The sequence below is a fragment of the Kitasatospora sp. NPDC059599 genome (assembly GCF_042735125.1).
Taxonomy (GTDB): Bacteria; Actinomycetota; Actinomycetes; order Streptomycetales; family Streptomycetaceae; genus Kitasatospora.
This window is the reverse complement of record NZ_JBHWCL010000017.1, coordinates 19,108-44,876: the sequence shown is the minus strand read 5'-3', so window position 1 is coordinate 44,876 and position 25,769 is coordinate 19,108. Positions and strand designations below refer to the sequence as shown.

Genomic DNA, 25,769 nt, shown 5'->3' with positions numbered 1-25,769 from the left:
CGAGTACGCCTCAGGATGGGCGGGCGGACGGACCGCAGCAAGCGCTTCGGGCATATTCCGGCGATCGGGGGACAGGCAGTGCATACTGTCCCGCTCACTCTCGCGAGCCTCGTACCGGCGCTCGTCCGGCCCGGGCCGACCCGCCGGTCCGCAGTCGGGAACCTACCGCCGGACGCCCCCGGCGCCCCGCCCGCCACTCGCGAACCACCCGTGCGACATATGTCCAGCGGCGCTCGAACAGCGGCCCCGGCGGACGGTCCCACGAGCGGACCGTCCCACCACGGGACGATCCACGCCGCCGTGACGGACCGGAGGATGAGGATCCGCGAGACCGGGTTCCGTTCTTGCCGGATTCCCTCCGCCGCGGACCGGCCGCAAGATACCGTTGGGTAAGCCAGCGACCCCGGGCAGGAGGGTGGTTCCCGATGGCCACCCCGGAGCGGCCCCCGCGCTGGGACGAGCAGTTGCAACGCCGCCTCGCGCGCGGCGAGGAGACCGCGCTCGGCGAACTCTACGACCAGCTCGCGCCGATGGTGCACGGCCTGGCCGGGCGGATACTGGCCGACCAGGCGGCCGCCGCCCAACTCACCCGGGAGATCTTCGCCCACGTCTGGGAGCACCCCGAGGACTTCGACCCCGCCCAGGGCACCCTGCGCTCCTGGCTCGGCGCACTCACCCACCGCCGCGCCGTCGACCGGCTGCGGGCGCGGCGGGCCGCCGAACGCGTGCCGGGCTGCGACCCTCAGGGCGCGGAGGCGGAGATCCGCGCCGTGGCCACCGCCGCGCGCGTCCAGTACGTGGTCGACTCCCTGCCCCGACCCCTGCGGGAGACCATCGCGGTGACGTACTACGACGGCCGCACCTACCGGGAGACGGCCCGCCTGCTCGGCATCAGCGAGCAGGCCGCCAAGCAGCGGATGCGGCTCGGACTGGAGCTGCTGGCCACCGAACTGGCCGAGGAACGCGCCCGCCAGGACGACACCGGGGACGGGGAGACGTGAGCAGCACTGAGGAGCAGCACGACGCCCTGCGCTCGCTGCTCGGCGCCTGGGCCCTCGGCGCCTGCCCGACCCGCGACGCGGCCGACCTGGAACGGCACCTGCGCACCTGCCCGGAGTGCGCCGAGGAGGCGGCCCGGCTGCGCGACGCGGCCGGCTGGCTCTCGCTGGACGAACCGCTGGACCAGCCCGGCTCACTGCGCCAGCAGGTGATCGACTGGTGCCTGGCCCGCCGCCCGGCCGAACTGCCCGTCCCCGCCTGGGGCATGCCCTACACCGCGGAGACCGCCAAGCTGGACGCGCTGCTGCGCGACCTCGGCCCGGAGGAGTGGCAGGAAGTCGCCGAACTGCCGTGGCACGGCGGCACCGAGCGGCTGCGCCCGGCCGAGGTGCTCGGCCGGCTGACCGCCGTGGACGGCTTCCTGGCGCTCGCCCTCGGCCTGCCCGACCCGGTGCCGGCCGGCCCGGGCGCCACCGCCGCGGCCGCCGAACGGCGGGTGCCGCCGCAGGACCAGGCCGTTCCGGCCGCGCTGCCGCGCGTCCCGCCGCAGGGCGGCCCGTACGGCGCGATCGCCGCGCGCACCGCCCGGATGCTCGCGGAGCAGGGCGCGCTGGCACCGCAGTCGGTGCGCTCCCGGTGGCGGCGGCAGACCCACGACCTGGTGCGCAGCGCGGCGCTCGCGCCGCAGGGCAACACCCCGGTCGACTACGGCGGCACCGTGCTGCCGCTGCGCGACGCGTTCGTGGACCGCGCCCTGGAGTGCTACGTGCACGGCGAGGACGTGGCCCGCGCGGTCGCCTACCCGTACGACCCGCCGGCGCCGCAGCACCTGCGGCAGATGGTGGAGCTGGTGGTCCGGCTGCTCCCCCGGGCGCTGGCCGGCCTGCGCGCGGAGCGGCCCGAGCACGCCGGGGCGCCGGCGGCGCCGGACCACGGGGGCCGGACCGCCCGGCGGCTGCGGCTGGTGATCGACGGCCCGGCCGCCGGCGAGTGGCTGGTCCCGCTGGACGGCGACGACGGCCCGGACGGGGCGAACGGCCCGGACGGGCCGGACGCGGCGCCGCCGTCCGGCGGTGAGCCGGTGGCCTCGATGGTGCTGGACGGCCTGGAGCTCTGCCAACTGGCCGCCGCGCACCGCGACCCGGACCGGCTTCCGGTCGGCGAGCACGGGGACCGGGCCGCGGTCCGCGAGGTGCTGCACGCGCTCCCGCTGCTGTCCCGGCCGTAGCGGTCACGCGCGGCGCCGCCCCCGACGCTCGGGCGGTCAGGCGCTCAGGCGGTCAGGCGGTCAGGCGGTCAGGCGGTCAGGCGGTCAGGCGAAGACGACCGTGCGGGCGCCGTCGAGCAGCACCCGGTGCTCGCTGTGCCACTTCACCGCGCGGGCCAGCGCCTGGCACTCGACGTCCCGGCCGAGCGCGACCAGCTGGTCCGGGCTGACGTCGTGGGTGACCCGGGCGACCTCCTGCTCGATGATCGGGCCCTCGTCCAGGTCGGCGGTGACGTAGTGCGCGGTGGCGCCGATCAGCTTCACGCCGCGGGCGTGTGCCTGGTGGTACGGCTTGGCGCCCTTGAAGCTCGGCAGGAAGGAGTGGTGGATGTTGATCACGCGGCCGGACAGCTCGGTGCAGAGCTGGTCGGAGAGCACCTGCATGTAGCGGGCCAGCACGACCAGTTCGACCTCCTCCGCGGCGACCAGGTCCAGCAGCCGCTGCTCAGCCTCCGCCTTGGTGTCCTTGGTGACCGGGATGTGGTGGAAGGGGATCCCGTAGCTCTCGGTCAGGTCCTGGAGGTCGGTGTGGTTGGAGACCACGGCGGCGATCTCGACCTGCAGGGCGCCGATCCGGTTGCGGTAGAGCAGGTCGTTCAGGCAGTGCCCGAACTTGCTGACCATGAGGACGATCCGCATCCGCTCGTCGGTCGGGTGGATCTGCCAGTCCATCCCGAAGGAGGCGCCGATCGCGGCGAAGCTGGCCCGCAGCTTGTCGGCGGTGACCACCTCGGGGGCGGAGAAGTGCACCCGCATGAAGAAGAGCCCGGTGTCGCCGTCACCGAACTGCTGGCTGTCGATGATGTTGCAGCCGGTCATGAAGAGGTAGCTGGAGACAGCGTGGACGATGCCCTGCTTGTCGGGGCAGGACAGCGTGAGGACGTACTGGGCACCGGCCGGCTGCTGTTCCACTGGGCGTATCCCGTTCTGAGGTCGTGACGTGCGCGGACTGTCCAGCGTGTCACATCCTGGACAGCCGCCGCCCCGCTGCCCGTACTGCGGGACGGCACCGTCCGGCCGGCCCGGCCCGGCCCGGGGGTCAGACCTGGGTGAGGATGCGCAGCACGTCCAGCGACTTGGGCGCCGCGTCCGGGTCGTCCCCGTCGTTGGTGGCGAGCAGCACGTGCGCCTCGCGGGCGGCCCGGACGGTCTCCGGCCAGCCGGGGTGGCCGAGGTAGGCGGAGGCCGGGGCGTCCGCGCCGACCTCGTGCAGCATCTGCACGGCCCGCAGCACCGCGACGTCGACCAGCGCGGCCTCGGCGGAGTCGCGGACCATGGTGCCGACGTACTTCTCGGCGGACCAGCGGTCCAGCCAGGTGTCCTCGACCAGCCGGTAGACGGCGTCGGTGACGTCGCCGTAGCCGTCCCGGCCGGTCAGCCAGGCCTCCTGCTGGAAACCGGGGTCGGACAGCATGTGCAGCGCCGAGCGCAGTCGGGCTCGCCAGCGCCACCAGGGCAGGTCGTTGAGCGGCATGCCGCCCATGGTGCTGGAGCGGTGGCCCGGACGAGAAGTGTTTCGGGCGGACCGGTGCGAAGAATCTGTGCTGACGGACATGGTCAACGATCGTACGTTCCCCGTCCGTTCGTACTCCACTCCTGATCTACACGCGTACCCCTTCGGATTTCAGCCGCCGTTTGCCGACCGTTCGCACTTCGGCCCTCTCGGCTTGTGCCACCGGGGCTTGGCTGATTCCGGTGCGCCGGAGTGCGCCCCAGAGAGGGAAGACCGATGACCAGCCGAAGGGACTCGCTCCACTCCCGCCCCCCGATCGGACGGCGCCGCCGCCGACGCCCGATCGCCGCCGCCGCGACCGCCGCGGTGCTGTTCCCCACCCTCTTCTCGGCCTCCGCGTGCGGCGGACCGGCCGATGCTTCCACCAGCGGCGCCGACCTGACCGTGATGACCTGGGCCCCTTCCGGGACCGGCTCCGCCGACCGGCCGGGCATGACCGCGATCGCCTCCGCGATCGGCCAGGACGTCAACACCAAGGGCGGGCTGAACGGCCACCGGCTGCGGGTGATCACCTGCAACGAGCACAACACCGCCGACGGCGCCCGCGCCTGCGCCCAGCAGGCGGTGGACGCCAGGGCCGTCGCCGTGCTCGGCTCCTACAGCCAGTGGGGCGAGGCCTTCATGCCGGTGCTGGAGCGCGCGGGCATCCCGCTGATCGGCGGCTACGGGCTCTCCCAGCCCGAGTTCTCCAGCCCGCTGTCCTACCCGGTGGACGGCGGCCTGCCGGCCCTGGTCGCGGGCAGCGGCCGCCAGTTGGTCGACGCCGGCTGCAAGGCCGTGTCGCTGGTCCGCCCGGACACCCCGGCCGGCGACAGCCTGGTCGGCTACCTGGGCACCGCGCTGCGGCCGGCCGGGATCAAGCTGCTGGACGTCAAGGCTCCCGAGCAGTCCTCCGACTACACCACGGTGGCCCGCAAGGCGGTCGGCAGGGACGAGCCGGGCAACTGCGTCACCAGCGCCCTGGCCGCCGAGCCGACCGGCAATCTGCTGGACTCCTACCGGCGGCTCAACATGAGGAACACCAAGCTCGCCTCGGTGATCGGCAGCGTGCAGCAGTCGGTGGTCGACTCCACCGGCGGCGACTCCGGCCCGCTCAGCGGCGCCTACGTCGCGAGCTGGTACCCGCCGGAGTCGGCGAAGATCTGGGACGGGCTGCGCTCGGTGGTGCGCGCCGACACCACCGGCGGCAGCACCATCGACGTCTCCGACCCCGGGGTGCAGACCACCTGGGTCGCGTACGAGGTGTTCCGGGAGGTGTCGCAGAAGCTGTCGGAGGCCGGCAAGCCGGTCACCCCGAAGTCGGTCACCGGGCTGCTGGACTCCGGCGAGGGCATCGACGTCGGGCTGACCCCGCCGCTGAACTGGGGCACCACCAGCATGCTGCCCAGCACCGCGTCGCCCCGGCTGGTGAACACCTGGGTCACCTACCAGGTGGTGAAGAACGGCCGGATGACCCTGCAGCAGCCGGGCTTCGTGGACGTCCGCTGGGTGCTCACCGGGGGCCGCCCGCCGGCCTGACGCGCACGGGGCGGGCCGGGAACGGCCCGCCCCGGCCCGTCGGCCGGGTTCAGAGGTCGCCGTCGCTGCGGTTGGGCAGTCCGGTCTGGCCGGCGATCGCGTTCCAGAGCGTGGAGGCCTGCTTCTTCGCGTTGGTCGCGGTGCCGCTGGCCTGGACGGCGTTCTTGTAGTGCTGGTTGTCCTGCTTCTTCGCGTCGCAGGAGGTCTGCGCGTCCTGCGCCCACGCCGCGTACTCGTCGTCGGCCTGGGCCGAGGCGGTCCAGGCCGCGTTCAGCTGCTCGACCAGCTGCTGGCCGCCCGGCAGCTTGTCGGTCTTGAGCTGGCCGAGCTTGGTCTGCAGCTCGCGCCGCTTTCCGGCCGCGGCGGTCAGGGCCTGCTGGGACTCGGGCAGCTTGTCGCACTTCTGCACCGAGGCGACCGAGGAGACCACGGCGCTCCGGCTGTCGCTCGCGGTGCCCAGCAGGTCCGACAGCGGCTGCGCCTGCGCCTTGACGTCCGGGTCGACGGCGGCGCCGGAACCGCTCGCGCTCGCCGCGCCGGTGCCGGTGCCCGCGCCGGTGGTGGCCCCGGCCACCGGGGTGGTCTTCTTGCCGGTCCCGGTGTCGTCGCCGCCGCTCATCAGGACGGCGACCAGGATGCCGGCCGCCGCGCAGCCCGCCACCACCCCGCCGATGATCAGCTTGTTGGACGGACGGCCGCCCCGGGCCGACCCGCCTCCCTGGGTCGCGTCGAAGCCCGGCCCGCGGTCCGGGGCGTACCCCTGGCCGTGGTCCTGCGCCGGGTAGGCCGGCTGGTGCTGCGCCGCCGGCGGGTAGGCCTGGTAGCCGGGCGCGGGCTGCTGCTGCGGGAAGCCGGGCTGGGCCTGCGGCACCGCCGCCGGGTAGCCGCCCGCCTGCGGGTCGCCGGCCGGGTACGGCGGCAGGTACTGGGTCTCCGGGGCCTGGTCGGCCTGCGGCACGCCGTACCCGGGCTGCGGCGTGCCCCACGGGGCGCCCGGCCCGGGCGCGGGCTGCATGGGCGGGGCCTGGTTCGGCAGCGCGTACGCACCCTCGCCGAGGTACTCCGGCTGCCCGGACGGCTGTCCCACCGGCGGCACCGCGGAGTGGCCCTGCGGCAGGCCGGGGAACGACGGCTGTCCGGGCTGCTCCTGGAACTGCGGCTGGCCCGGCTGGCCCTGCGGCTGGCCGGGCTCGGGGCGGAACAGATCGTCCAGGTTGAAGTCACCCGAGTTGGGGTACGAGCGGCGCTGACTCAACGCGATTCCTCACCTGTGCAGGACCGCGCGCTGACGGCGGACCACATCTCGTCGGTTCTTGGGAGCATCACAGTTCCTTGGACGTCGCGCCCACGCTACCGGTTCACCTCACCGGGTGACCACGCGGGCGGGACATCCGTCACGCTCCCTGCACGGACGGTACGGGTCCGCCGTCGCTCAGGCCGCCTCCGCGTCCGCCCTGGCGTGGAACTCGCGGACCACCCGCTGCTCCCGGTAGGGCTCCAGCCGGCGCCGGAACTCGTCCAGGTACTCCACGCCCCGGTTGGAACGCAGTCCGCTCAGCAGCCGGACGGCCTGGGTGCCCGTCTCGCAGGCGCGTTCCAGGTCCCGCTGCTGCAACTGCGCGGTGGCCAGCAGCACCAGGTCCACCGCCCGGCGCCGGACCCGGGTCGGCGGGTGCAGGTCGAGCGCCCGGCGGGCGTAGTGCTCGGCCTGACCGGCCTGTTCCAGGTCACGGTGGCAGTGGGCCAGCTCGTCGGCGAGGTAGGCGTCGTCGAAGTGGACGATCCAGTCCGGGTCGTCCTCCGGGCGGCGCTTCTCCATCATCTCCAGCGCCCTGGCCGACACCGCCTCGCAGGAGCGGGCGTCCCCGAGCAGGGCGTGGCCGCGGGCCTCGGCGGCGTAGAACATCGCCATCGCCGTCGGGGTGGCCACCGACCGGGCGCCCTCCTGCGCGGCCCGGGCGAGCTGGGCGATCTCCCGCGGGTTGCCGAGCGTCGCCGCCAGGTGACTCATCGAGGCCGCCAGCACGTAGCCGCCGTAGCCGCGGTCGTCGGCCGCCTGGGCGAGCCGGAGCGCCTGGATGTAGTAGCGCTGGGCCAGCCCCGGCTGCCCGGTGTCCACCGCCATGTAGCCGGCGAGCTCCGTCAACCTGGCCACCGCGGCGAAGAGTTGACGACCGGTCTCCTCCCGGTAGGCGCCGCCGAGCAGGCCGGAGACCACCGAGTTGAGGTAGTGCACCACCACCGGCCGCACGTGCCCGCTGCCGAAGCGGTGGTCCAGGTCGACCAGCATCGCGGTGGTCGCCCTGATCGCGGCCACGTCGGTCGGGCCGACCCGGGGGCCGCCGGTGCGGGCCACCACCGGGTCCGGCGGGGTGATCAACCAGTCCCGGCTGGGCTCCACCAGCGCGGAGGCGGCGACCGTCGCCCCGGTCAGGAAGTCACGGCGCCCGACGTCGCTGCGCCAGAGCTCGCAGACCTGCTCCAGGGCGGCGCCGAGCGTCGGCGCGAACTGCAGCCCGATGCCCGAGCTGAGGTTCTTGCCGTCCGCCATGCCGATCTCCTCGACCGACACGCTGCGGCCGAGCTTGCGGCCCAGGGCCTCGGCGATCACCGCCGGCGCCTGGCCGCGCGGCTGCTGACCGCGCAGCCAGCGGGCGACGGAGGTCTTGTCGTAGCGCAGGTCCAGACCGTGCTCGGCGCCGCAGAGGTTGACCCTCCGGGCCAGGCCGGCGTTGGAGCAGCTGGCCTCCTGGATCAGTTGCTGCAGACGCTCGTTGGGCTGTCGTGCGACGAGTGGTCTCGCGGCCATTGGGCTTCGCCTCCCCACACCCTCCGGTCCCGGCCGGCGGGCGACGATTCTGCTGATCTGTTGCCGACTGTCCGACCGTCCAAGGAATCTGACACCAGGTTAGCGATCAGCAACGCCACCGGGATACCCACGGTGACGATCCGCACCCCCCTTGCGCCCTGGGAAATGCTCCTGTGCGCCCCCGCTGCGCCTGCCCTCGGCCGCCCCAACTCGGTCGAGTAACCGGAACGGGTGACATTGCCGGGATGCACCCAACCGGGCAGCGCCGGGCCGTAACCAGGCTCACACACGGTAGTTGAGCAGCCCGTGGAAGACATCCCCGACGCCTCCGGCCAGGACAAGAACGCCGACCCGCCCACGCTGCTCATCGAAGCCGTCGGCTACGCCGAGAACCGCCACTGGGAGGTCGCGCCGGGCGCCTGGCTGATCGACGGCGACGGGCCGGCCCGCTGCTCCTGCGGCGACCACCGCTGCACGCTGCCGGGCGCCCACCCGCTGGACGCGGACTGGGCCCGCAGGGCGAGCGCCGGGCCGGGCGCGGTGCGTCGTTGGTGGACCGAGCGCCCCCAGGCCTCGATCCTGCTGCCCACCGGCCGCTCCTTCGACGTCCTGGACGTCCCGGAGACGGCGGGCTGCCTGGCGCTGGCCCGGATGGAACGGATGGACCTCCAGCTCGGCCCGGTCGCGGTGCTGCCCGTCGCACCCGGCCGGATCGGCCGCCGGCTGCACTTCCTGGTGCTGCCCGGGGTCGCGGCCAAGCTCCCGGAGATGCTCCGCAAGCTCGGCTGGCCGCCCGGCCGGCTGGACCTGGTCGCCCGCGGCGAGGGGGACTGGACGGTCGCCCCGCCGTCCCGGATCGGCTCCACCGGCTACGCCCAGTGGGCCCGCTCCCCCTCCGCGCTCAACCGCTGGCTGCCCGACGCCGCCGAACTGATCAGCCCGCTCGCGTACGCCTGCGGCCGCGAGGCACCCGCCCACCACGCCGCCCGCGCCGCCGCCCAGCCGGCCGCGGTGGGCTGAGCACGGCCGGCCGCCGGTTCGCTCTCCCCCGAACGGCCGCCCTACGCCGATCGGGCGAGGGCGCGCACCGCGCGACACAACGCGCGCGAGTGACGGGCCCCGTCTCCCACCGGAGACGGGGCCCGTCATACGCATGTCCGGATAAGGCTTCCGTGTACCCGCTGGTCAAGCGGAGAAGCCCCTCGTACGAGTGACAGCGCTCAAGGATTGCCATGATCGGCCGAGGGGAGGAATTGCGGTGCGTGGGAACGCCGGAAGGGTCGCTCGGACGGGGAAGCCGGGCGAGGCGCTGGAGGGGAGCCGGGAGGGAGCCCGGGCGGGAGCAGGGAGGGAGCAGGGAGGGACGGAGGGGAGCAGGGAGGGAAGAGGGAGGGACGGGGAGGACGAGCAGGGCCCGCTGCAGGGAGAGCAGCGGGCCCTGGCCGTCTTCACGGCATCGCCGTACCGGGAGCCCTGGCGGGCGCCGGGGCCGACGGCCCCGGCGCCCGGCCTCAGGCCTGGGCGACGAAGACGTGCTGGGCGATGTCCTTGCCCAGCTCCGCCGCGTTGTCCCCGCTGCCGACCAGCACGCCGGCCACCCCGGCGCTCACCTTGACCGTGGAGCCCGGCCGGACGCCGGCCCGGCGCAGCGTGCTCATCAGCGCACTGTCGGTCTGGATCGGCTCGCCGATCCGGCGGACCACCACGTCGGCCCCGGAATCGCCCGGCTTGACGCTGTCCAGCGGGACGAGCCCCGCGTCGAAGCCCTCCCCCTCGGCCTTGGCGTCGCCCAGCTCGTCCAGGCCCGGGATCGGGTTGCCGTACGGGGACTGGGTCGGGTGGCCGAGCATGGCGAGCACCTTGCGCTCGACCGTCTCGCTCATCACGTGTTCCCAGCGGCAGGCCTCCTCGTGCACCTGCTCCCACTCCAGGCCGATCACGTCGACGAGCAGGCACTCCGCGATGCGGTGCTTGCGCATGACGCGCACCGCGAGGCGGCGGCCGTCCTCGGTGAGTTCGAGGTGGCGGTCCCCGGCGACCTGGAGCAGCCCGTCGCGCTCCATCCGGCCGACCGTCTGGCTGACCGTGGGGCCGCTCTGTTCCAGGCGCTCCGCGATCCGGGCGCGCATCGGGACGATGCCCTCCTCCTCCAGCTCCAGGATGGTGCGAAGGTACATCTCAGTGGTGTCGATCAGCCCAGACATCGCCGCTGGCTCCGTTCTTCGGTGTCCTCATCGCCAATTCTGACGTACCGGGGCGGCAACCGGGCCCGCGCGGGGGCTTCGGGTACGGGATTTCGTTCCTGTTGACAGCGGGACCGCCGGGGCGCGACCGTGCTCGCCGTAGCTTTCTCCACCGGCGGTCTGGACCACCCGGACCGTCCCACCCGGCCGGCTCCCCCACCGGCAGAGAGCGGAGGCCCCAGATGAACGACCTGGTCGGCAGGTACTTCGACGCCGCGATCGGTCACCTCCAGCGGGTCCGCGAGGAGGAGGCCGACACCATCGAGGCCGCCGCCGAGCTGCTGGCGGAGGCGATGGCGCAGGGCCGCCGGGTCTTCACCTTCGGTGCCGGACATTCCTCGCTGCCGGCCCAGGACGTGGTCTACCGGGCCGGCGGCCTGGTCCCGGTGAACCTGCTGAACGTGCCCGGGACGGCCGGGGTGACGGTGATGCCCGCGCCGCTGTCGAGCGCCCTGGAGCGGGTCCCCGGGCTGGCCACCGCGACCCTGGACCTGACCCCGGCGACCAGCGGGGACCTGCTGTTCGTGATCTCGCTGTCCGGCCGTCAGGTCATGCCCGTCGAGCTGGCCCGGTACGCCCGGGACCGCGGTCTGAAGGTGGTCGGGGTGACCTCGCTGGCCTACCCCGCGGAGGTGCCCTCGGCGCACCCGTCCGGCACGTACCTGAAGGACCACTGCGACGTGGTGCTGGACAGCAAGATCGCGGTCGGCGACGGCGAGCTGACCCACCCGGGCGCCGAGACCACCTTCGGCCCGGTCTCCACCATCGTGACCAGCGCGCTGATGCAGGCCGTGGTCGCCTCGGCGGTGGGCCGGCTGGCCGACCTGGCGGCCGCCGGCGAGGCCCCCGCCCCGCCGCTGTTCCGCTCCGGGAACGTCCCGGGCGGTACCGAGTGGAACGCCCGGCAGATGGCCGACAACGCCGACCGGGTCCACTACACGTACTGACCCCCGGCCGCGTCGCCCGGAGCCCCCGGCCCCGGACCCGGCCGCACCCGCCGGAGCCCGGCGCGCCCGCCGCCCTCCACGCCCCGCACGCTGGGTGGCTGCCCGACCACGGGGCGTACCGGACAATCCACCGGGCCTTCCCGGCCATTGCGGGCCGCCCCGGGCGACACCAGGCGTACCGGGAAGCCGCCCGGGGCAGGAGAGCGGTGCGACCGGAGCGACGGGTGGGGGCCGAACATGGCGTCTGGTGCGGGACGGACCGGGTGGGTGCGTGAGCGGGACCTGCTGCCCGGGTTCTTCTGGGCCGCCGACACGGCCTCGCTGCGCGGCCAGCGGCGCTCGGTGCTGCTCTCCGCCTGGGAGCTGGTCCTGCTGGTGGTCGCCGCCGCGACCGGCTCCGCCGACGGCGAGCCCTGGGCCTGGCCCGCCGCCGTCGCCTACCTCGGTGCGGTCGCGCTGGCGGTGGTGATCAGCCGGCAGAACCCGCAGGGCCTCTGGTACGAGGGGCGGGCGGCCGCCGAATCGGTGAAGACCCTGGTCTGGAAGTACGCCGTCCGGGCCGACGCCTACCAGCCGCCGCCGCGCACCCTGCCGGACGCCGAGGGCCTGTACCGCTTCCAGCTCGGCCGGGTGCTCGGCGCCTTCCGGAACAGCCCGGTCGCCGTGCCGGGCGGCGGGACGGAGATCACGGCGGCGATGCGGGACCTGCGCGAGCAGCCGCTCGCGGTGCGCCGCGAGGTGTACCTGGGCGAGCGGATCCAGGTGCAGCACGACTGGTACCGCGCCAAGGCCCGCTACTGCGCGCGGGCCGGCCACTGGGCCGGGGTGCTGGGCGTGCTGCTGCCCGCGCTCGGGCTGGTCCTCGCGCTGCTGCGGGCGCTCGGCGCGTTCACCTACGACGCGCTGGGCACCGTCTCCGCGGTGGCCGCCTCGGTCACCGCCTGGGCACAGCTGCGCCAGTACCGCCCGCTGGCCGCCGCGTACGCGCTGGCCGCCGAGGAACTGGCGCAGATCCAGCAGCAGCTCGCCGAGCTGGACCTGGACGCCCTGGACGCCGAGGAGGTCTGGGCCCGGCTGGCCCGGGACGCCGAGGATGCGATCTCCCGCGAGCACACCACCTGGCAGGCCCGCCGGGAGGTGCGCACCACCAGCGACCGGGAGCACGAGGACGACCAGGAGCACGAGGACGACGGGGAGCAGCGGAACGACCGGGTCCCGGGGGCCGGCCCGGAGCACCCAACCGACCGGGAGCACTGAGGAGGCCGCAGGTGTCGTTACGGATGGTCAAGACCGCGGACGACCGCGCCCTCGCGGTCGAGTCCCTCGGCGACCCGCGCGGCCGGCCGGTGTTCCTGCTGCACGGCATGCCCGGCAGCCGGGTCGGCCCGCACCCGCGCAGCACCGTGCTGTACCGGCTCGGCGTGCGGCTGATCTCGTACGACCGGCCCGGTTACGGCGACTCGACCCGGCTGTCCGGCCGCCGGGTGTGCGCGGCGGCGGCCGACGTGCGGGCCATCGCCGACGAGTTCGGGCTGGAGAGCTTCGCGGTGCTCGGCCGCTCCGGCGGCGGCCCGCACGCCCTGGCCTGCGCGGCGCTGCTGCCGGAGCGGGTCAGCCGGGTCGCGGTGCTGGTGGGTCTCGCACCGCGCAACGCGACCGGCCTCGACTGGTACGCCGGGATGACCCCGTCCAACGTCCACGCGTACCAGGAAGCCGAGCGCGGGCACGGGCGGATCGCCGACGCGATGGAGTTCCGCTCCCGGCAGATCAAGGACGACCCGGTCCGGCTGCTGAACGGGCTGCGCACCGAACTCTCCCCCGCCGACCGGGAGGTGGTGGCCGACAGCGGGCTGCGGCGGATGCTGCAGAGCAACTACCGGGAGGCGTTCCGGCACGGCGCGGACGGCTGGATCGACGACGTGCTGGCCTTCACCGCCGACTGGGGCTTCCAGGTCGGGTCCATCCGGGTGCCGACCTGGCTCTGGCACGGCGCCGACGACCAGTTCTCGCCGGTCGACCACTCCCGCTGGCTGGCCGACCACATCCCGGACGCCGAACTGTTCCTGGAGCCCGGCGCCGCGCACTTCGGGGCGTTCCGGGTGATGACCACCGCCCTGGCCTGGGCGGCGGGCTGACCCCTCAGGGCCGTACCGGGGTGACCGGCTCCCGCCCGTCGAGCACCGCCAGCACGTTGTCCACCGCCAGGCCGCCCATCGCCTGCCGGGTGGCGAGGGTGGCGCTGCCCAGGTGCGGGGCCAGCACCGCGCGCTCCTGGGCGAGCAGCGCGGAGGGGACGGCGGGCTCGTGCTCGAAGTTGTCGACGGCGGCGGCGAACAGCGCGCCGGACTCCAGCGCGGCGGCCAGCGCCTCCTCGTCCACGACCCCGGCGGTCATGCTGACCACCACCGCGCCGCGCGGCAGCAGCGCCAGCCGGCGGGCGTCCAGCAGGTGCCGGGTGGCGTCGCCGAGCGGGCAGGTGACGACCAGCACGGTGGAGGTCGCGAGCAGTTCCTCCAGCGGCTTCAGGTCGGCGCCCCCGGCCTGCTCGGGCGGCAGTTCGCGGCGGTTGTGGTAGCTGACCGGCATGTCGAAGGCGCGGGCCCGGCGGGCCACCGCCTGCCCGATCCGGCCCATGCCGAGCACGCCCAGCGGGGTGCCGGCCAGCTCCATGCCGAGCAGGAAGTCGGGCGCCCAGGTCCAGGGCGTGCCGGAGCGCAGCAGCCGCTCGCCCTCGCCGAGCCGGCGGGTGGCGGCCAGCAGCAGCGCCCAGGCCATGTCGGCGGTGGCGGCGGTGAGCACGCCCGGGGTGTGCGACACCAGCACGCCGCGCTCGGCGCAGGCCGCCAGGTCGACGTTGTGGTAGCCGACCGCGTGGTTGGCGACGATCCGCAGCCCGGGGCCGGCCGCGTCGAGGAACTCGCCGTCCACCCGGTCGTCCAGGGTGGTGAGCACGGCCCGCCGGCCCCGGACGGCGGCGAGCAGCTCGGCCCGGTCCATCGCCAGGTCGGAGTCGTGGCTGGTGACGGCGTGGTGGGCGGTGAGCCGTTCGATGACGCCGGGCGCGAGGCGCCGGGTGACCAGGACCGGGGGCGGGGTGTCCCGGCCGGTGGTCCGCCCGTCGTGCTCGCTCATGCGCCCGCCCCGCCCCGCTCGGCAGGGGCGCTCGCCCACGCACACCTCTTGACCACTCGCTCGCTGCGCTCGCTCATGGCTCCGCAGCGTACTCCGCCCGTCCCCGTCCCCTCCCCGGTCAGACCGGCTGCGGCTCCAGGTCGCGGTTGATCCGCTTCCAGCCCCGCGCCGACACCGTGTTGGGGTGTTCCTCACCGAACTGCCGGATCAGCTCGGCGATCGAGCGCGAGCGCAGTTCGGCGGCCTGGGTGTGCCGGCCGGCGCCGCGCAGGGTGACCGCCAGGTTGGCCTCGCAGGCCACCGCGTCCGGGTGCTGCGCCGAGTAGCGCTCGCACAGGCCCTGGTGGGCGGCCCGGCCGAGCTGTTCGGCGAGCGCCGGCTGTCCGTCGTCGCCGTAGGCGTTGGCCAGGTTGATCATCGCGTTGAGGGTGTACGGGTGCTCCGGTCCGACCGAGCGGGTGAGCCCTTCGACGGTCAGCCGGCCGCGTTCGATGGCGCCCTGGACGTCGCCGCTGCCGCGCAGGTAGATGCCGAGGTTGTTGGCGCAGGCCAGGGTGAAGGGGTGTTCGTCGCCGAAGAGCCGGCGGTGGCCCTCGAAGACGGTGGAGCAGAGGTCGCGGGCGGCCTCCTTGTCGCCGGAGGCGCTGTGGTCGGCGGCGAGGTTGAGCGCGCAGGCGAGCGCGTCGGGGGCGTCGGCGCCGTACCGCTCCAGGTAGCGCTCGTAGGTCTCCTTGGTGATCCGGCGGGCCTCGGCGAGCTGGCCGATCCGGCGCAGCGAGACGGCCAGTGACTTGGCGTTGCGCAGGTTCTCCGGCAGGTCCGGGTCGAGCACGTCGCCGAGGTCGGAGGTGACCTCCTGCAGCAGGTCCACCGAGCCGCGGTAGTCGCCGAGTTCGCGCAGGTCGCGGGCCAGGTTGGACTTGGTGGACAGGGTGTAGGGGTGCTTGGGGCCGAGGACGGCGGTGCGCCGGTCGAGGGTTTCCTGGTCGAGTTCGCGGGCGGCCTCGCTGTCGCCGACCAGCCGGTAGTCGATCGCCAGGTTGTTGGCCATGGAGAGGGTGCGCGGGTTGTCGTCGCCGAACAGCTCGCGGAACTGGTCGAGGATCTCGCGGTCGAGGTCGAGCGCGGCCTGGAAGCGGCCGAGCGCCCGGCGGTCGGCGCCGAGCGAGCCGGCCGTCATCAGGGTGTACGGGTGGTGCTCGCCGAGCAGGGCCCGCTGGCGTTCCAGGGTGGACTCGTCGAGGGCCAGGGCCTCGGCGTAGTTGCCCTGGGAGCGCAGGACGTTGGCGAGCTGGAAGCGCAGCAGCAGGGTCTGCCGGTCGTCCTCGCCGAGCTTGCTGGTCCACTCCGCGTCGAGGGCGTGGCCGAGGTCGCGGGCGCGGTCGAGTTCGCCGCGCTTCCACAGGTAGCGGACCCGGTCGATGAGCAGCTGCCGGGTGTCGGCCTCGTCGCAGTTGTGCGCCTTGGACGGCGACAGGTGCGGCCAGATCTCGTCGAACGCGGGCCAGTTGGCCGGGTCGTCGGTGTCGCCGAGGACGGGCCGGGCGCCGGTGAGGATGCGGTGCACCTCGTGGACGGCGATCTCCTGCTCGTCGGCGGTCATCTCGGCCCGGATCACCGCCTGGACCAGGCGGTGCACCTGGAAGCTGTTGCTGCCGGCGTCGACCTTGGCCAGCGCGTACCGGCCGATCGCCTGGATGACCTTGCCCAGCATGAACTTGTCGCTGAGGTCGGCGTCGTACCTCACCAGCGCCCGGATCATCTGGTCGCTGTAGAAGAGGTTCATCGAGATCGGCTCGGGTGCGAAGAACGCGCACAGCTGCAGCAGCCGCACCGCCGCCGGGGACTGCTGGCGCAGCCGGCCGATGGAGACGTTCCAGGTCGCGGCGACCGGGGTCGGGTAGTCGGCGGGGCGGCCGACGGCCAGGGCGCGGGCGGCCTCGGCGTGCAGCTGGGTGACGTAGGTGTCGACCGGGGTGCCGGTGGTGTCCAGCCAGGCGGCGGCGACCTCGACGGCCAGCGGCAGGTCGCCGACGGCTTCGGCGACCCGGTCGGCGTCGGGCCGGGAGAGGCTGCGGGCGCGCCGGCACAGGTGCTCGACGCTCTCGCCGCGGGTGAAGACGTCGACCTCCAGCGCCTCGGCGTGCCCGGTCCAGGCCTGGTTGCGGGAAGTGACCAGGATGTGGCCGGATCCGCCGGGGAAGAAGCGGCGGATCTCGGCGGGCTCGTCGGCGTTGTCGAAGATCAGCAGCCAGCGCGAGGTGGGCACGCCGCGGCGCAGCGCCTCCCGGGCGGCCTCGGCGGCCTCGGTCACCGAGTCGCCGACCCGCAGGCCCAGCCGGCGGGCGAGTTCGGCGAGTGCCGGGGCGACCAGCTCGGTCTGTTCGGCGTCGATCCACCAGACCAGGTCGTAGTCGGACATGAAGCGGTGGGCGTACTCCAGCGCGACCTGGGTCTTGCCGACGCCGCCGAGCCCGTACAGGGTCTGCGGGGTGGGCAGCACGGCCGCCATGCCGCCGCGCAGCTGGTTGCGCAGCTGCTCCAGGACGGCGGAGCGGCCGGTGAAGGACGGGTTGCGCGGCGGGACGTCCCAGACCGACGGCTTGCTGCCGGGGAAGCGCGGCCCGCCGTTGGGCGCGTCGTCGAGCGGGACGTCGCCGCGGCCGAGCGCGCGCAGCAGGCTCAGGACCGACTGGGTCTCGTCGCGGCCGACCAGGTCGACCGGGTTGCGGTTGCTGAACGGCGCGGTGAGCCGGACGTCGCCGACCCGGACGGGCAGCAGCTGGCGGCGGGTGCCGGAGGGGTCGGAGCTGACCACCGACTCCCACAGCGCCCGGGCCTGCGGGGAGCGCTGGTAGGCGGGCGAGAGCACGGCGACCGTCCGGAACGCGGAGTCGATGCCCCGCTCGGTCTCCTCGCGCGGGTCGGTGCCGGCGCTGAGGTCGCGGGGCAGCACCCGGAAGCCGGCCCGGGTGAGGACGGACTCGATCCAGTCCGCCCACATCCGGTCCTCGGGGACGTAGGAGAGGTAGAGGTCGGCGGGCACGGACGGGCGGCGGCGGGTGAACGCGTCCACGTAGCGCAGCCGGACCGTCTCGTCCATCGGTGGCAGCCCGGGGGCCCGGCCGTCGGTGAGCATGGAGGTCAGCCGCTCGCAGGCGGCCAGCATCGAGGTGGGGGTGCCGGTCTGGTCGCCGAAGGTCGCGAGGATCTCCTCGTAGGCGTAGAACGGCCGGTACGGGATCTCCACCGAACCCCAGTACTGGGCGAGTTCCTCGCCGTTGAGGCCGGCGGGCAGGCCGTCGAAGCGGACCCTGGCGAGGGCGCGGCCGGCGTCGGCCTTCTCCTTCTCGCCCTCGTCGATGCGCATCGGGACGGGCAGGATGCGGATGCCGCGCTCGCGGTAGCGGTCGTGGATGTGCTGGGCGATCCGGGAGGCGCCGTCGATGGACTGGTCGCTCAGGGTGAAGCAGACCACCAGGTCGTCGGGCATCTGGACGGTGCAGATCTCGGCGATGTCGGACAGGCCGGTGCGGGAGTCGATCAGCACGTAGTCGTAGCGCTTGGCCATGTCGGCCTTGAGGGCGTCGAAGAACTGCCCGCCGTCGAAGCGGTCGTAGAAGATGTCCCAGTCGAGGTGGGTGACGGCCTCGGAGTAGTCCCGGTTGAACTGGCCCGCGGAGAGGAAGTCCAGGCTGCCGGTGGACGGGAAGTGCGGCCAGGACAGCGACAGCGCGTGCGGGTGCACCCGGGCGAAGTCCAGGTGCCAGCCCTCGGCGTGCTCGACCGGGCGCAGCGCCTCCTCGCGGTACTCGGCGATCAGGTCCATCATCCCGGTGGTTCCGGCGAGGGAGGCCGGATCGAGGAAGGGGTGGAAGAACTTGGCCAGGCCCGGTGCCTCCAGGTCCCAGTCCACGGTGAGCACCCGGAAGCCGTTGGCCGCGAGGATCCAGGCGGTGTTGGCGAGGGCCATGGTGCGGCCGGTGCCGCCCTTGTACGAGTAGAAGGTGATGATCCGGCCGTTGCGGTCCTGTGCCGCGGTCTGCCGCTCGGCCTCGCGCTGGGCGGTCAGGTCGGCGGCGGTGAGGCCGCCGAGGCGGAGGTTCCTGGTGCGGTTCTCGGTCATCGGTTTCCTCGTCCTCCCAGGGGCGCCATCCCGTCATCGGGGTCATCGCCGTCGTCGCGGTACGGGTCGTGCTCGCGGTACGGGTCGTTGCGGTTGCCGGTGCGGTCGCCGTGGGGGCCCCGGCCGTCGCCGTTGCCCCGGGCGCCGGGGTCGGCGCCCCGGGCGGTGGCGCCGTTGCCGTGGGCGTCGTTGCCGTGGGGGCCGTTGCCCTGGTCCTGGTCGTCCTCGGACTCGAAGGGGTCCGGCCCGGATCCGTCCGGGCCCGGTCCGCCTCCGCCGCGCCGGAACGCCTCCCGCAGGCTGGGCCGGGGCGGCGGCGGTTCCTCCGGCTCGGCCCGGGTGCGCCCCTCGAAGGCGTACTTGGCCTTCATCGCGGCCCGGGGCAGTGCGTCGTCGAAGTCCTCCAGGGTGTGCAGCCCGGTCGGGCCGGTCGCACCGAGGAAGCTCGGGCGGCCGGCCCGCCGGGTGATGCGCAGCGCGTCGTCGCTCAATTGGCCGAGCTCGCCCGCGCTTTCCTCGCACTCCGGGTCGTCGGCGTTCCACGGCTCCAGGACGCTCACCCAGGTGGAGTCCGACCGGTCGAAGCGACGCACCAGTTCACGCCGGCGCGGGTCGCGCAGCGCCCACCGGTCGAGCAGCAGCAGGCCGGGGGCCTCCGCGTGGCCCTCGATGATCGACTCGGCCTCCTCGTCGAACTCGTGCACGGTCGGCTGGAACCCCAGCTGCCGGGCCAGCCGGACCGCGTGCTGCGCGATCGGCGAACCGACGGGCCGGTACGGGTGCCAGTCGGTGCGCCGCTCGCCGTAGTAGTCGGGGCTGCGGTCCTCGGGGAGCTCGCCCTGGTGGTAGGCGAGCACGGAGATCCGCAGCTGCTTGGTCGGCGCGGTGACGTTGAACGCGCTGGGGAGGCCGTTGAATTCGAGCCGGCGCCCGATGGGGATCACGGTCTCCTCCGCGACCTGCACGATCCGGGCCGCCAGGCGGTGCACGGCCAGCTCGTACGCGGAGCGGAAGTAGGTGAGCTTCATCAGCGCGTACAGGCCCTCGGTGGCGTAGTCGGGCCCGAAACTCGCGTGGTTGAACTGGAGTTCGCCGGCCACTTTGGGCAGCCGGTAGCGGCTCATCGGCGCCCACAGGACGGGGACGATGCCGCTGGTGCGCTCGGAGTCGAGGTTCGCCGGGTAGACCGGGCGCCGGGTGAAGGCGTGCCATTCCTGCCCGCACGGCACGCTGTTGAAGTACCGGGGCGAGTAGAGCGGGACGAAGACGCGGCAGGACGCCAGTTCGTCGGACAGCCGGTCGGCCCACAACTCGCCCTGGTGCATGGACTCGTCCATGAAGCCCACGGGCACCCCGTCCGGGACGGTGGTGAGTTGCAGCACCGCCTCGCACAGGTCCCGGTACAGCTGGCGGACCCAGTGGTTCGGGTCGCCGGCGCCCCGCGCACCGGCTTTCGGGGTGTGCGCGTAGGAGAGGAAGAAGTACGGCCGGGTGTCGTCGTCTTCCCAGCCCCGGTCAGTCACACGCGCCTCCCCCGGGCCCGTCGGCAACCTGCCTCCCGCAGCCCCCGTGCGGCGGGGCTTCAGTGTAGGAACGACTGACACCCCAATGGAATAGCACAACGACTCGCACGAATTGACATGACCGAAACGATGCCGCCGTCGGTGCTCTCGGGGCAGTACCCTCGTCCCGGTCGCCGCGAACCACCGGAAGGGACACCCGTGGAACACCTCGACTGGCAGAGGTCCAGCCTCAGCGACGACGGGGCCGACTTCATCGAGATCGCGTCCGACGGCGAGCTCGTCCGCATCCGCGAGTCGAACGACCCGGACCGCGTCGTCACCACCACCCGCGCCAAGTTCCTCGCCTGGGTCCGCGGGGCCAAGGCCGGCGAGTTCGACCACTTCGTCGCCTGACGACACCTCCATCGGTCCGGCAATTGCGTTCGCCGTTGACCCATTGCAACGATCAATCCTCATGACGTTGCATTAGATTCACATCCACTGCAACGATTTAACGGCAACTACCTGCAGTGATACAGTTTGTGCGCAACAGGAGCGTTGCCGCATCCTCGAACGCAACGTAGCTTTTCCATCGTCAGAAAGCAGCGGGCCGACGGAGCGCCCGCCGCGGAACGAAGGAGAGCACGATGCAGAAGTTCGCCACCGCCGCGCCGATCACCGCCGTCCTCGACATCCCCGCCGGGCGCGTCCGGCTGATCGCCGCCGACCGCACCGACACCGTCGTCGAGGTCCGCCCCGCCGACCCCGCCAAGAACCGCGACGTGCGCAGCGCCGAGCAGACCACCGTCACCCACGCCGACGGCGTCCTGCGGATCCAGGCCCCCGAGAGCGGCAAGGCCCTGCTCGGCGCCGGCTCCGTCGAGGTCACCGTCCGGCTGCCCGCCGGCTCCCGCGTCGAGGGCCGCGCCGCCGCCTGCGAACTGCGCGTCGTCGGCCGCCTCGGCGACCTCGCCTTCGACGGCGCCTACCGCCACACCAAGATCGACGAAGCCGCGAACGTGCACCTCACCGCCACCGACGGCGACATCGGGATCGGGCGCCTCACCGGCACCGCCGACCTCACCACCGCCCGCGGCGACATCCACGTCACCGAAGCCCACCACGGCACCCTCACCCTCACCACCCGGGCCGGGAACATCACCGTCGGCGCCGCCACCGGCATCTCGGCCACCCTCGACGCCGGCACCGCCCACGGCCGCACCCACAACACCCTGCGCAACGACGGCACCCCCACCCTCGACATCCGCGCCACCACCTCCCACGGCGACATCACCGCCCGCAGCCTCTGACCGACGCACCCGGACACCCGGGAGGACCCGTGGAACAGCAGATCGTGGAAAGGCCAGGAGCGACCTCGGCGGCGGCCCGGAGGTGACGGAGGGGATCCGCGCCGGCCTCGCCCCCGCGCTCGCCCGCCACCCGGACATCGAGGTCGGCCCGAGGGCGGCGAGCACCCACGCCGAGATCCTCCGCCGGGACGTCCGCGCCGTCATCGACGCCGTCCGCGGGCTCACCGCCCCGCCCGCCCGCGCGGCCGCCTGAACGGCACGCCCCCGGCACGCGCCCCGCTCCCGACGCGCCACCCCGTCCCCCGGACGACCGCCGCACGGGACGCGGCCGCACCGGACGGCCCACGGCCCGAATATCCGGTGGCACGCCCCGTGGCGGAGGAAGAGGATCACGGCATGCATGTCTTCCTTGAGACCGAACGGCTCGTGCTGCGCCCGTTCACCGAAGCCGACACCGACCGCCTCTTCGCCCTGGACGACGACCCCGAGGTCATGCGCTTCATCAACGGCGGTGCGCCGGCCAGCCTGGAGACGGTCCGGACGAGGGTCCTGCCACGCCTCCTCCACGACCACCCGTGCTTCGGCACCCGCGGCTACTGGGCCGCCGAGGAGAAGGCCACCGGGGCCTTCCTCGGCTGGTTCGAGTTCCGTCCCCTCGACGAGCACGGCCCCGCCGTCGTGGAGCTCGGGTACCGGCTGAATCAGGCCGCCTGGGGCAAGGGCTACGCCACCGAAGGATCACTGGCCCTGATCGACAAGGGCTTCACCGACCTCGGAGTGGACCGGGTCACCGCGAACACCATGACCGTGAACGCCCGTTCCCGGCGTGTGATGGAGAAGTCCGGCCTGTCGTTCCTGCGGAACTTCACCGGGGACTGGCCGGACGCGATCCCCGGTTCCGAGCACGGCGAGGTCGAGTACGAGCTCACCCGGGCCGTGTGGGAGCAGCGCCGGTAGGCACCGGCGAACGGCCGCGTGCGGCCGGCGTGCCGGTGCCGGCCGTTCCGTCAGCACCGCTGCAGCGGAGCCGGGCCCGCACCGCGGACCGGACCGGGACGGCCCGCTCCCGAGGCGACGACCGAGGACCCGGCGGGGCGAGCGGGCAGCGGGTCAGGCTCGGGCGTGGCGGAGGAAGCGGTCGGCGAGGTCGACGGCCTCCCGGACCGGGACCAGGAGGCAGTCGGCGGTGCCGATGCGGGCGGCGGTAATGCCGGTGGCGGCGGCGAGGACCTGCGCGCCCAGGTCGGCGAAGTGGAGGTCGTCGAGAAAGGGCGCCTTGAAGGTGAGCGAGCCCTCCGGGCCCCGGCACCAGAACTCCTGCATGGGGACGTCGGGCATCCGCAGGTCGGCGAGGTGGAAGGCGGTGAACTTCGCCATCGGGGCGCCGAGCATCAGGACCTTCGCATCGAGGTCGTACAGGCGGCCGAGAGGGGTGTCCGGGCCGAGGTGGGAACCGAGGGGGTGGTGGGCGGTGATCTCGCGCGCCAGACGGCCGAGGGCGGCCCAGGAGGTCTGCGGGTGGCTGCTGCGCAGGGCTCCGGGGCGGGTGCGGATCGCCTCGGAGAGGGCCCCCATCGTCGGGGAACAGGGCGTGGTGGCCGGGTCGTAGGGCGGGATCCCGTCGAGGTAGACGGCGACCTCCGCCGGGGACAGTCCTGCGGTGGCGGTCCGGTGGATTCGCGAGGTGGCCGAGTTCTCGGGGTTGGCGGTGTAGGCGACCAGTGTCCCGGCACTGCCCAGGGTGTCGAGCAGGGCGTCGACCACCCCGGTGGCTCCGCCGACCACCGGCCCCAGGGAGCGCAGGGACGCCTGCACCTGGAGCACCGCGCCCGGGCGGACGCCGAGTTCGACGAATCCCTCGGCCAGCTGCCCTGCGGTGAGGGCGGTCTCGGTGAGCATGACTGTGTTCTACCAGGCTCAGGCTTCGACGGGACGGGCGTGGCCGCGCCCCTCCCGGATCCGGTCGGCGGACTGCTCGGCGGCCGCCGGCAGCGGCACCGCGAGCCAGGGGGCGACGCTCTCGCCCATCCCCTCGGCGAACCGGACTCCGAGCCCCGTCAGCGCCCCCGACTCGACCAGCCGTTCCACCGCCTCTGCCGTGTACCGCCGCCAGAGCGCGAACTGTGCCCGCGCCCGGTCCGCGGCCTCGCCCGGAAGCCCGCCGTACGCGACCGTGCGCGTGCCCCAGTACTCCGTGACCGCCAGGTGCGCGTAGGTGCCCTGGAGCAGCCCCTCCAGGGGCCGCGGGTCCGGCCGCCAGGGTGCGAGGTACAGCCGGTCGTCGGCCCGGTCGTGGAGGTCGAACAGGTCCAGCACCGCCCCCAGCTTCACGTGCTGGAACTCGTGCGCCAGCAGCAGCGCCAGCGTCGGCGCGGTCGCCGGCCGGGCGATGCCGACGGCGCCGAAGGCCTGCCGGGCCGCCGAACTGACGTCCCGGCCCGCCGGCCCCGGCCGCAGCGGGGTCACCGTCGTCAGCCCGGCCGGGATGCCCTCCGCGTACCGGGGCAGGTCGCGCCCGAGCAGTTCCCAGGCCTCGCGCAACGCACCTGTCCACGCGAGGAGTTCGCCGTCCGGAAGTCGCTCGGCCACTGCGTGGTCGTGGCTGTCCCGCAGCGGGTCGAGGTCCTCCAGCGCGACCGTCCAGCCACCGACCAGCCGGACCCGCCGCAGCGGCTGGTCCAGGGCCGTGAACACCGACCCGTCCGCCGCCCGCACCGAGATGCCCTCGGGCGACCCCGTGACCACCGCTTCCCCGTCCGGCACCGCGAGGCGCCCCAGCGTCGGAAGGTGCAGCCACCCGCCCCGCACCGGCACCGCGACCGTGTCCCCCCGCCCGGCCCGCACCGCCGCCGCGGCCGCCAGCGCGGCGAGCTCCCCGAGCCCCACCGAGAGGTCTCCCGCGAGTCGCCGCGCGGCCCAGGCCCTGGCGTACGGATGGGCCAGGACGGCGTCCACCGCTGCGGGAGCCGAGGCGTCGAGCGCCGCCAGCAGCTCCCACGCCTCGGCCCGCCCCTGCCCGGAGGCGTCCCAGGCGGCGGCCAACATGGCTCGGGTGATGGAGAGTTGCGCATGGGCGAGGGCGGCCACCGTGGCGGAGCTCCCGTACCCCCGGGCCAGTTCGTCCAGTTGCGCAGCGGTGAGCGCGGTCGGCAGCAGCGACTCACCGCCCTGAGCCGGAACGGCCGGAACGGTCTGGTCGACCTGGCCGGCCTGGTCGGCCTGGTCGGCCTGGTCGGCCGACATCGTCGGGGCGGCGGGCACGGCAGCCGAACCGCGCTCGCCCGCAATGCCGTTGATGAGTGTCATGAGGTCACCGCAGTAGACGGAGGGATTGTCGAAGCCAGTGTCCGCCCGGTAGCGGTGCGCGTACAGCCCGCCACCGCAGGAGCGCACCACGGGGCAGGCCCGGCAGGTCGGGCTCAGCCCGGCCAGGCCGGACTGGCGGGCGGCAATGCCGGGGTGTCGGGCGAGGTCGTCGAGGCTGTGCGCGAAGACGTTCATCCCGGTGGCGGGCGCCCCGTCGTACGCGGTCTTCAGACTGTCGGCCTGCTCGAAGGTCCCGTCCGTCTCCAGGACCGCCAGGTCCGAGGGTTCCAGCCCGAGCGATTCGGTGAGGCTGGAGAACCCGCGCACGGTGCGGTGGACGGATTCGAAGGTACGGACGGCGAACGGCCGCCGGTCCGCTTCCCACAGCCTGTGGACGGTGAGCAGCCAGTCGGCGTAGGGAGTCCGATCGCCGCCCAGGAGCCGTTTCGGCGGCTCGTCCCAGGTGGCGTGCGGAAGGAGGAAGTCCACTGCCGGGGGGCGGAGTTCGGCCAGTGCCCGGTACACGGCCACCGGGTCGTTCTCGACGTCGATGGTGCACAGCAGCCCGGCGAACAGGCGGCGGTACTCGGGCTCGTTCAGCAGCGCGACCGCCCGCAGCACCTGGGGGTGGCTGCTGCGTCCGTCGGCGAAGCGCCGGTGGCGGTCGTTGGACACGCGGTCGCCGTCCAGCGAGATGCCGACCTTGACGTCCAGCTCCGCGAACAGCGTGAGGAAGGTGCGGCTCAGCAGCACGCCGTTGGTGTGGATGCGCAGGTCGAGGCCGCAGCCCGGTGGGAGGGCCGCTCGGAGTGCTTCGGCGGCGTGGCGCAACCGGTCCGGGCCGGCGAGCAGGGGTTCTCCCCCGTGCAGGACGACCCGGACGGCGGACAACCGGTGGGCGGCCGCGTGCTCGCCGATCCGCTCGGCGGCTCTGGTCAGGATCTCGTCCCCGATGACCTTGGGGCGGGTGCGCCAGCTGCTGTCCGCGTGTTCGTAGACGTAGCAGTGGTCGCAGGCGAGATCGCACCGGCTGTGCATCTTGACCACGAATTGCGTCAGTGGCACCGGAATTCGCGTCATCATGGGTGTGGCGGGTT

The 25,769-nt window shown here is 73.8% G+C and carries 21 protein-coding genes; 11 read left to right on the top strand and 10 right to left on the bottom strand.

The window, feature by feature from the left end; translation table 11 throughout:
• The first annotated feature begins 425 nt into the window (after positions 1-425).
• A complete protein-coding gene (locus ACFV04_RS09235; protein ID WP_380344615.1) occupies positions 426-1,001 on the top strand; it encodes a sigma-70 family RNA polymerase sigma factor in 576 nt (191 codons plus the stop codon).
• Positions 998-2,227, top strand: coding sequence for a zf-HC2 domain-containing protein (locus tag ACFV04_RS09230; RefSeq protein ID WP_380527849.1), 1,230 nt, complete (start codon positions 998-1,000; stop codon positions 2,225-2,227). The genes ACFV04_RS09235 and ACFV04_RS09230 overlap by 4 nt, the downstream gene beginning before the upstream one ends.
• A gap of 84 nt (positions 2,228-2,311) precedes the next feature.
• On the opposite strand, the gene purU is transcribed toward ACFV04_RS09230, so the two are convergent.
• On the bottom strand, positions 2,312-3,178 hold the full coding sequence (gene purU, locus ACFV04_RS09225; RefSeq protein ID WP_380344621.1) for a formyltetrahydrofolate deformylase: 867 nt from the start codon (positions 3,176-3,178) through the stop codon (positions 2,312-2,314).
• A 127-nt stretch (positions 3,179-3,305) separates the two neighbouring features.
• Entirely contained in the window at positions 3,306-3,821 is a 516-nt protein-coding gene (locus ACFV04_RS09220; protein ID WP_380344624.1) for a hypothetical protein, read from the bottom strand.
• 174 nt (positions 3,822-3,995) lie between these two features.
• Between ACFV04_RS09220 and ACFV04_RS09215 the strand changes: the two genes are divergently transcribed.
• Positions 3,996-5,297 (top strand): ABC transporter substrate-binding protein, encoded by a 1,302-nt coding sequence (locus tag ACFV04_RS09215; protein ID WP_380344627.1) that lies wholly within the window; start codon positions 3,996-3,998, stop codon positions 5,295-5,297.
• Between the two features lie 49 nt (positions 5,298-5,346).
• On the opposite strand, the gene ACFV04_RS09210 is transcribed toward ACFV04_RS09215, so the two are convergent.
• Together ACFV04_RS09210 and ACFV04_RS09205 are read right to left on the bottom strand one after the other, a co-directional pair.
• Entirely contained in the window at positions 5,347-6,552 is a 1,206-nt protein-coding gene (locus tag ACFV04_RS09210) for a hypothetical protein (RefSeq protein WP_380344630.1), read from the bottom strand.
• A 177-nt stretch (positions 6,553-6,729) separates the two neighbouring features.
• Positions 6,730-8,106, bottom strand: a complete 1,377-nt coding sequence (locus tag ACFV04_RS09205; RefSeq protein ID WP_380344633.1) for a transcriptional regulator — start codon at positions 8,104-8,106, stop codon at positions 6,730-6,732.
• A gap of 306 nt (positions 8,107-8,412) precedes the next feature.
• Here ACFV04_RS09205 and ACFV04_RS09200 point away from each other — a divergent pair, with 306 nt between their 5' ends.
• Positions 8,413-9,126 (top strand): bifunctional DNA primase/polymerase, encoded by a 714-nt coding sequence (locus ACFV04_RS09200; RefSeq protein ID WP_380344636.1) that lies wholly within the window; start codon positions 8,413-8,415, stop codon positions 9,124-9,126.
• A 491-nt stretch (positions 9,127-9,617) separates the two neighbouring features.
• Here the strand turns inward: ACFV04_RS09200 and ACFV04_RS09195 are convergent, their stop codons facing one another.
• On the bottom strand, positions 9,618-10,310 hold the full coding sequence (locus ACFV04_RS09195; protein WP_360257111.1) for a metal-dependent transcriptional regulator: 693 nt from the start codon (positions 10,308-10,310) through the stop codon (positions 9,618-9,620).
• A gap of 221 nt (positions 10,311-10,531) precedes the next feature.
• Between ACFV04_RS09195 and ACFV04_RS09190 the strand changes: the two genes are divergently transcribed.
• The 3 genes from ACFV04_RS09190 (at position 10,532) to ACFV04_RS09180 (ending at position 13,431) form a co-directional block, all read left to right on the top strand.
• The gene (locus ACFV04_RS09190; RefSeq protein ID WP_380344640.1) at positions 10,532-11,296 is read left to right on the top strand and encodes a sugar isomerase domain-containing protein; all 765 of its coding nucleotides are present in this window, start codon (positions 10,532-10,534) and stop codon (positions 11,294-11,296) included.
• 267 nt (positions 11,297-11,563) lie between these two features.
• Positions 11,564-12,553, top strand: coding sequence for a DUF4231 domain-containing protein (locus ACFV04_RS09185; RefSeq protein WP_380344643.1), 990 nt, complete (start codon positions 11,564-11,566; stop codon positions 12,551-12,553).
• 23 nt (positions 12,554-12,576) lie between these two features.
• Complete coding sequence (locus ACFV04_RS09180) at positions 12,577-13,431, top strand: alpha/beta fold hydrolase (RefSeq protein WP_380344681.1); 855 nt, start codon at positions 12,577-12,579, stop codon at positions 13,429-13,431.
• A gap of 4 nt (positions 13,432-13,435) precedes the next feature.
• On the opposite strand, the gene ACFV04_RS09175 is transcribed toward ACFV04_RS09180, so the two are convergent.
• From ACFV04_RS09175 to ACFV04_RS09165, 3 genes are all read right to left on the bottom strand, one after another.
• Entirely contained in the window at positions 13,436-14,428 is a 993-nt protein-coding gene (locus tag ACFV04_RS09175; protein WP_380527846.1) for a 2-hydroxyacid dehydrogenase, read from the bottom strand.
• Positions 14,429-14,546: 118 nt separating this feature from the next.
• Positions 14,547-18,554 carry an FxSxx-COOH system tetratricopeptide repeat protein gene (gene fxsT, locus ACFV04_RS09170; protein WP_380344647.1) on the bottom strand — a complete coding sequence of 1,336 codons (4,008 nt, stop codon included), beginning with the start codon at positions 18,552-18,554 and terminating at the stop codon, positions 14,547-14,549.
• Positions 18,551-20,077 carry a TIR-like protein FxsC gene (locus ACFV04_RS09165; protein WP_380344650.1) on the bottom strand — a complete coding sequence of 509 codons (1,527 nt, stop codon included), beginning with the start codon at positions 20,075-20,077 and terminating at the stop codon, positions 18,551-18,553. The genes fxsT and ACFV04_RS09165 overlap by 4 nt, the downstream gene beginning before the upstream one ends.
• 198 nt (positions 20,078-20,275) lie before the next feature.
• On the opposite strand from ACFV04_RS09165, the gene ACFV04_RS09160 reads away from it, so the two are divergent.
• The 4 genes from ACFV04_RS09160 (at position 20,276) to ACFV04_RS09145 (ending at position 22,323) form a co-directional block, all read left to right on the top strand.
• The gene (locus ACFV04_RS09160; RefSeq protein WP_380344653.1) at positions 20,276-20,470 is read left to right on the top strand and encodes a DUF397 domain-containing protein; all 195 of its coding nucleotides are present in this window, start codon (positions 20,276-20,278) and stop codon (positions 20,468-20,470) included.
• Positions 20,471-20,703: 233 nt separating this feature from the next.
• The gene (locus ACFV04_RS09155) at positions 20,704-21,366 is read left to right on the top strand and encodes a DUF4097 family beta strand repeat-containing protein (RefSeq protein ID WP_380344656.1); all 663 of its coding nucleotides are present in this window, start codon (positions 20,704-20,706) and stop codon (positions 21,364-21,366) included.
• An 82-nt stretch (positions 21,367-21,448) separates the two neighbouring features.
• The gene (locus tag ACFV04_RS09150) at positions 21,449-21,619 is read left to right on the top strand and encodes a hypothetical protein (RefSeq protein ID WP_380344659.1); all 171 of its coding nucleotides are present in this window, start codon (positions 21,449-21,451) and stop codon (positions 21,617-21,619) included.
• Between the two features lie 143 nt (positions 21,620-21,762).
• Positions 21,763-22,323, top strand: a complete 561-nt coding sequence (locus ACFV04_RS09145; protein WP_380344662.1) for a GNAT family N-acetyltransferase — start codon at positions 21,763-21,765, stop codon at positions 22,321-22,323.
• A 153-nt stretch (positions 22,324-22,476) separates the two neighbouring features.
• On the opposite strand, the gene ACFV04_RS09140 is transcribed toward ACFV04_RS09145, so the two are convergent.
• Together ACFV04_RS09140 and ACFV04_RS09135 are read right to left on the bottom strand one after the other, a co-directional pair.
• Positions 22,477-23,265, bottom strand: coding sequence for an aminoglycoside N(3)-acetyltransferase (locus ACFV04_RS09140; protein WP_380344665.1), 789 nt, complete (start codon positions 23,263-23,265; stop codon positions 22,477-22,479).
• 18 nt (positions 23,266-23,283) lie between these two features.
• Positions 23,284-25,752 (bottom strand): FxsB family cyclophane-forming radical SAM/SPASM peptide maturase, encoded by a 2,469-nt coding sequence (locus tag ACFV04_RS09135; protein ID WP_380527902.1) that lies wholly within the window; start codon positions 25,750-25,752, stop codon positions 23,284-23,286.
• Between the last annotated feature and the right edge of the window lie 17 nt (positions 25,753-25,769).

Bases quoted from the DNA above. Each gene is read 5' to 3' on its own strand.
- ACFV04_RS09235 (WP_380344615.1), top strand. From the start codon at position 426: ATGGCCACCCCGGAGCGGCCCCCGCGCTGGGACGAGCAGTTGCAACGC.
- ACFV04_RS09220 (WP_380344624.1), bottom strand. From the start codon at position 3,821: ATGTCCGTCAGCACAGATTCTTCGCACCGGTCCGCCCGAAACACTTCT.
- ACFV04_RS09215 (WP_380344627.1), top strand. From the start codon at position 3,996: ATGACCAGCCGAAGGGACTCGCTCCACTCCCGCCCCCCGATCGGACGG.
- ACFV04_RS09205 (WP_380344633.1), bottom strand. From the start codon at position 8,106: ATGGCCGCGAGACCACTCGTCGCACGACAGCCCAACGAGCGTCTGCAG.
- ACFV04_RS09195 (WP_360257111.1), bottom strand. From the start codon at position 10,310: ATGTCTGGGCTGATCGACACCACTGAGATGTACCTTCGCACCATCCTG.
- ACFV04_RS09190 (WP_380344640.1), top strand. From the start codon at position 10,532: ATGAACGACCTGGTCGGCAGGTACTTCGACGCCGCGATCGGTCACCTC.
- ACFV04_RS09180 (WP_380344681.1), top strand. From the start codon at position 12,577: ATGGTCAAGACCGCGGACGACCGCGCCCTCGCGGTCGAGTCCCTCGGC.
- ACFV04_RS09175 (WP_380527846.1), bottom strand. From the start codon at position 14,428: ATGAGCGAGCACGACGGGCGGACCACCGGCCGGGACACCCCGCCCCCG.
- fxsT (WP_380344647.1), bottom strand. From the start codon at position 18,554: ATGACCGAGAACCGCACCAGGAACCTCCGCCTCGGCGGCCTCACCGCC.
- ACFV04_RS09155 (WP_380344656.1), top strand. From the start codon at position 20,704: ATGCAGAAGTTCGCCACCGCCGCGCCGATCACCGCCGTCCTCGACATC.
- ACFV04_RS09145 (WP_380344662.1), top strand. From the start codon at position 21,763: ATGCATGTCTTCCTTGAGACCGAACGGCTCGTGCTGCGCCCGTTCACC.
- ACFV04_RS09140 (WP_380344665.1), bottom strand. From the start codon at position 23,265: ATGCTCACCGAGACCGCCCTCACCGCAGGGCAGCTGGCCGAGGGATTC.
- ACFV04_RS09135 (WP_380527902.1), bottom strand. From the start codon at position 25,752: ATGACGCGAATTCCGGTGCCACTGACGCAATTCGTGGTCAAGATGCAC.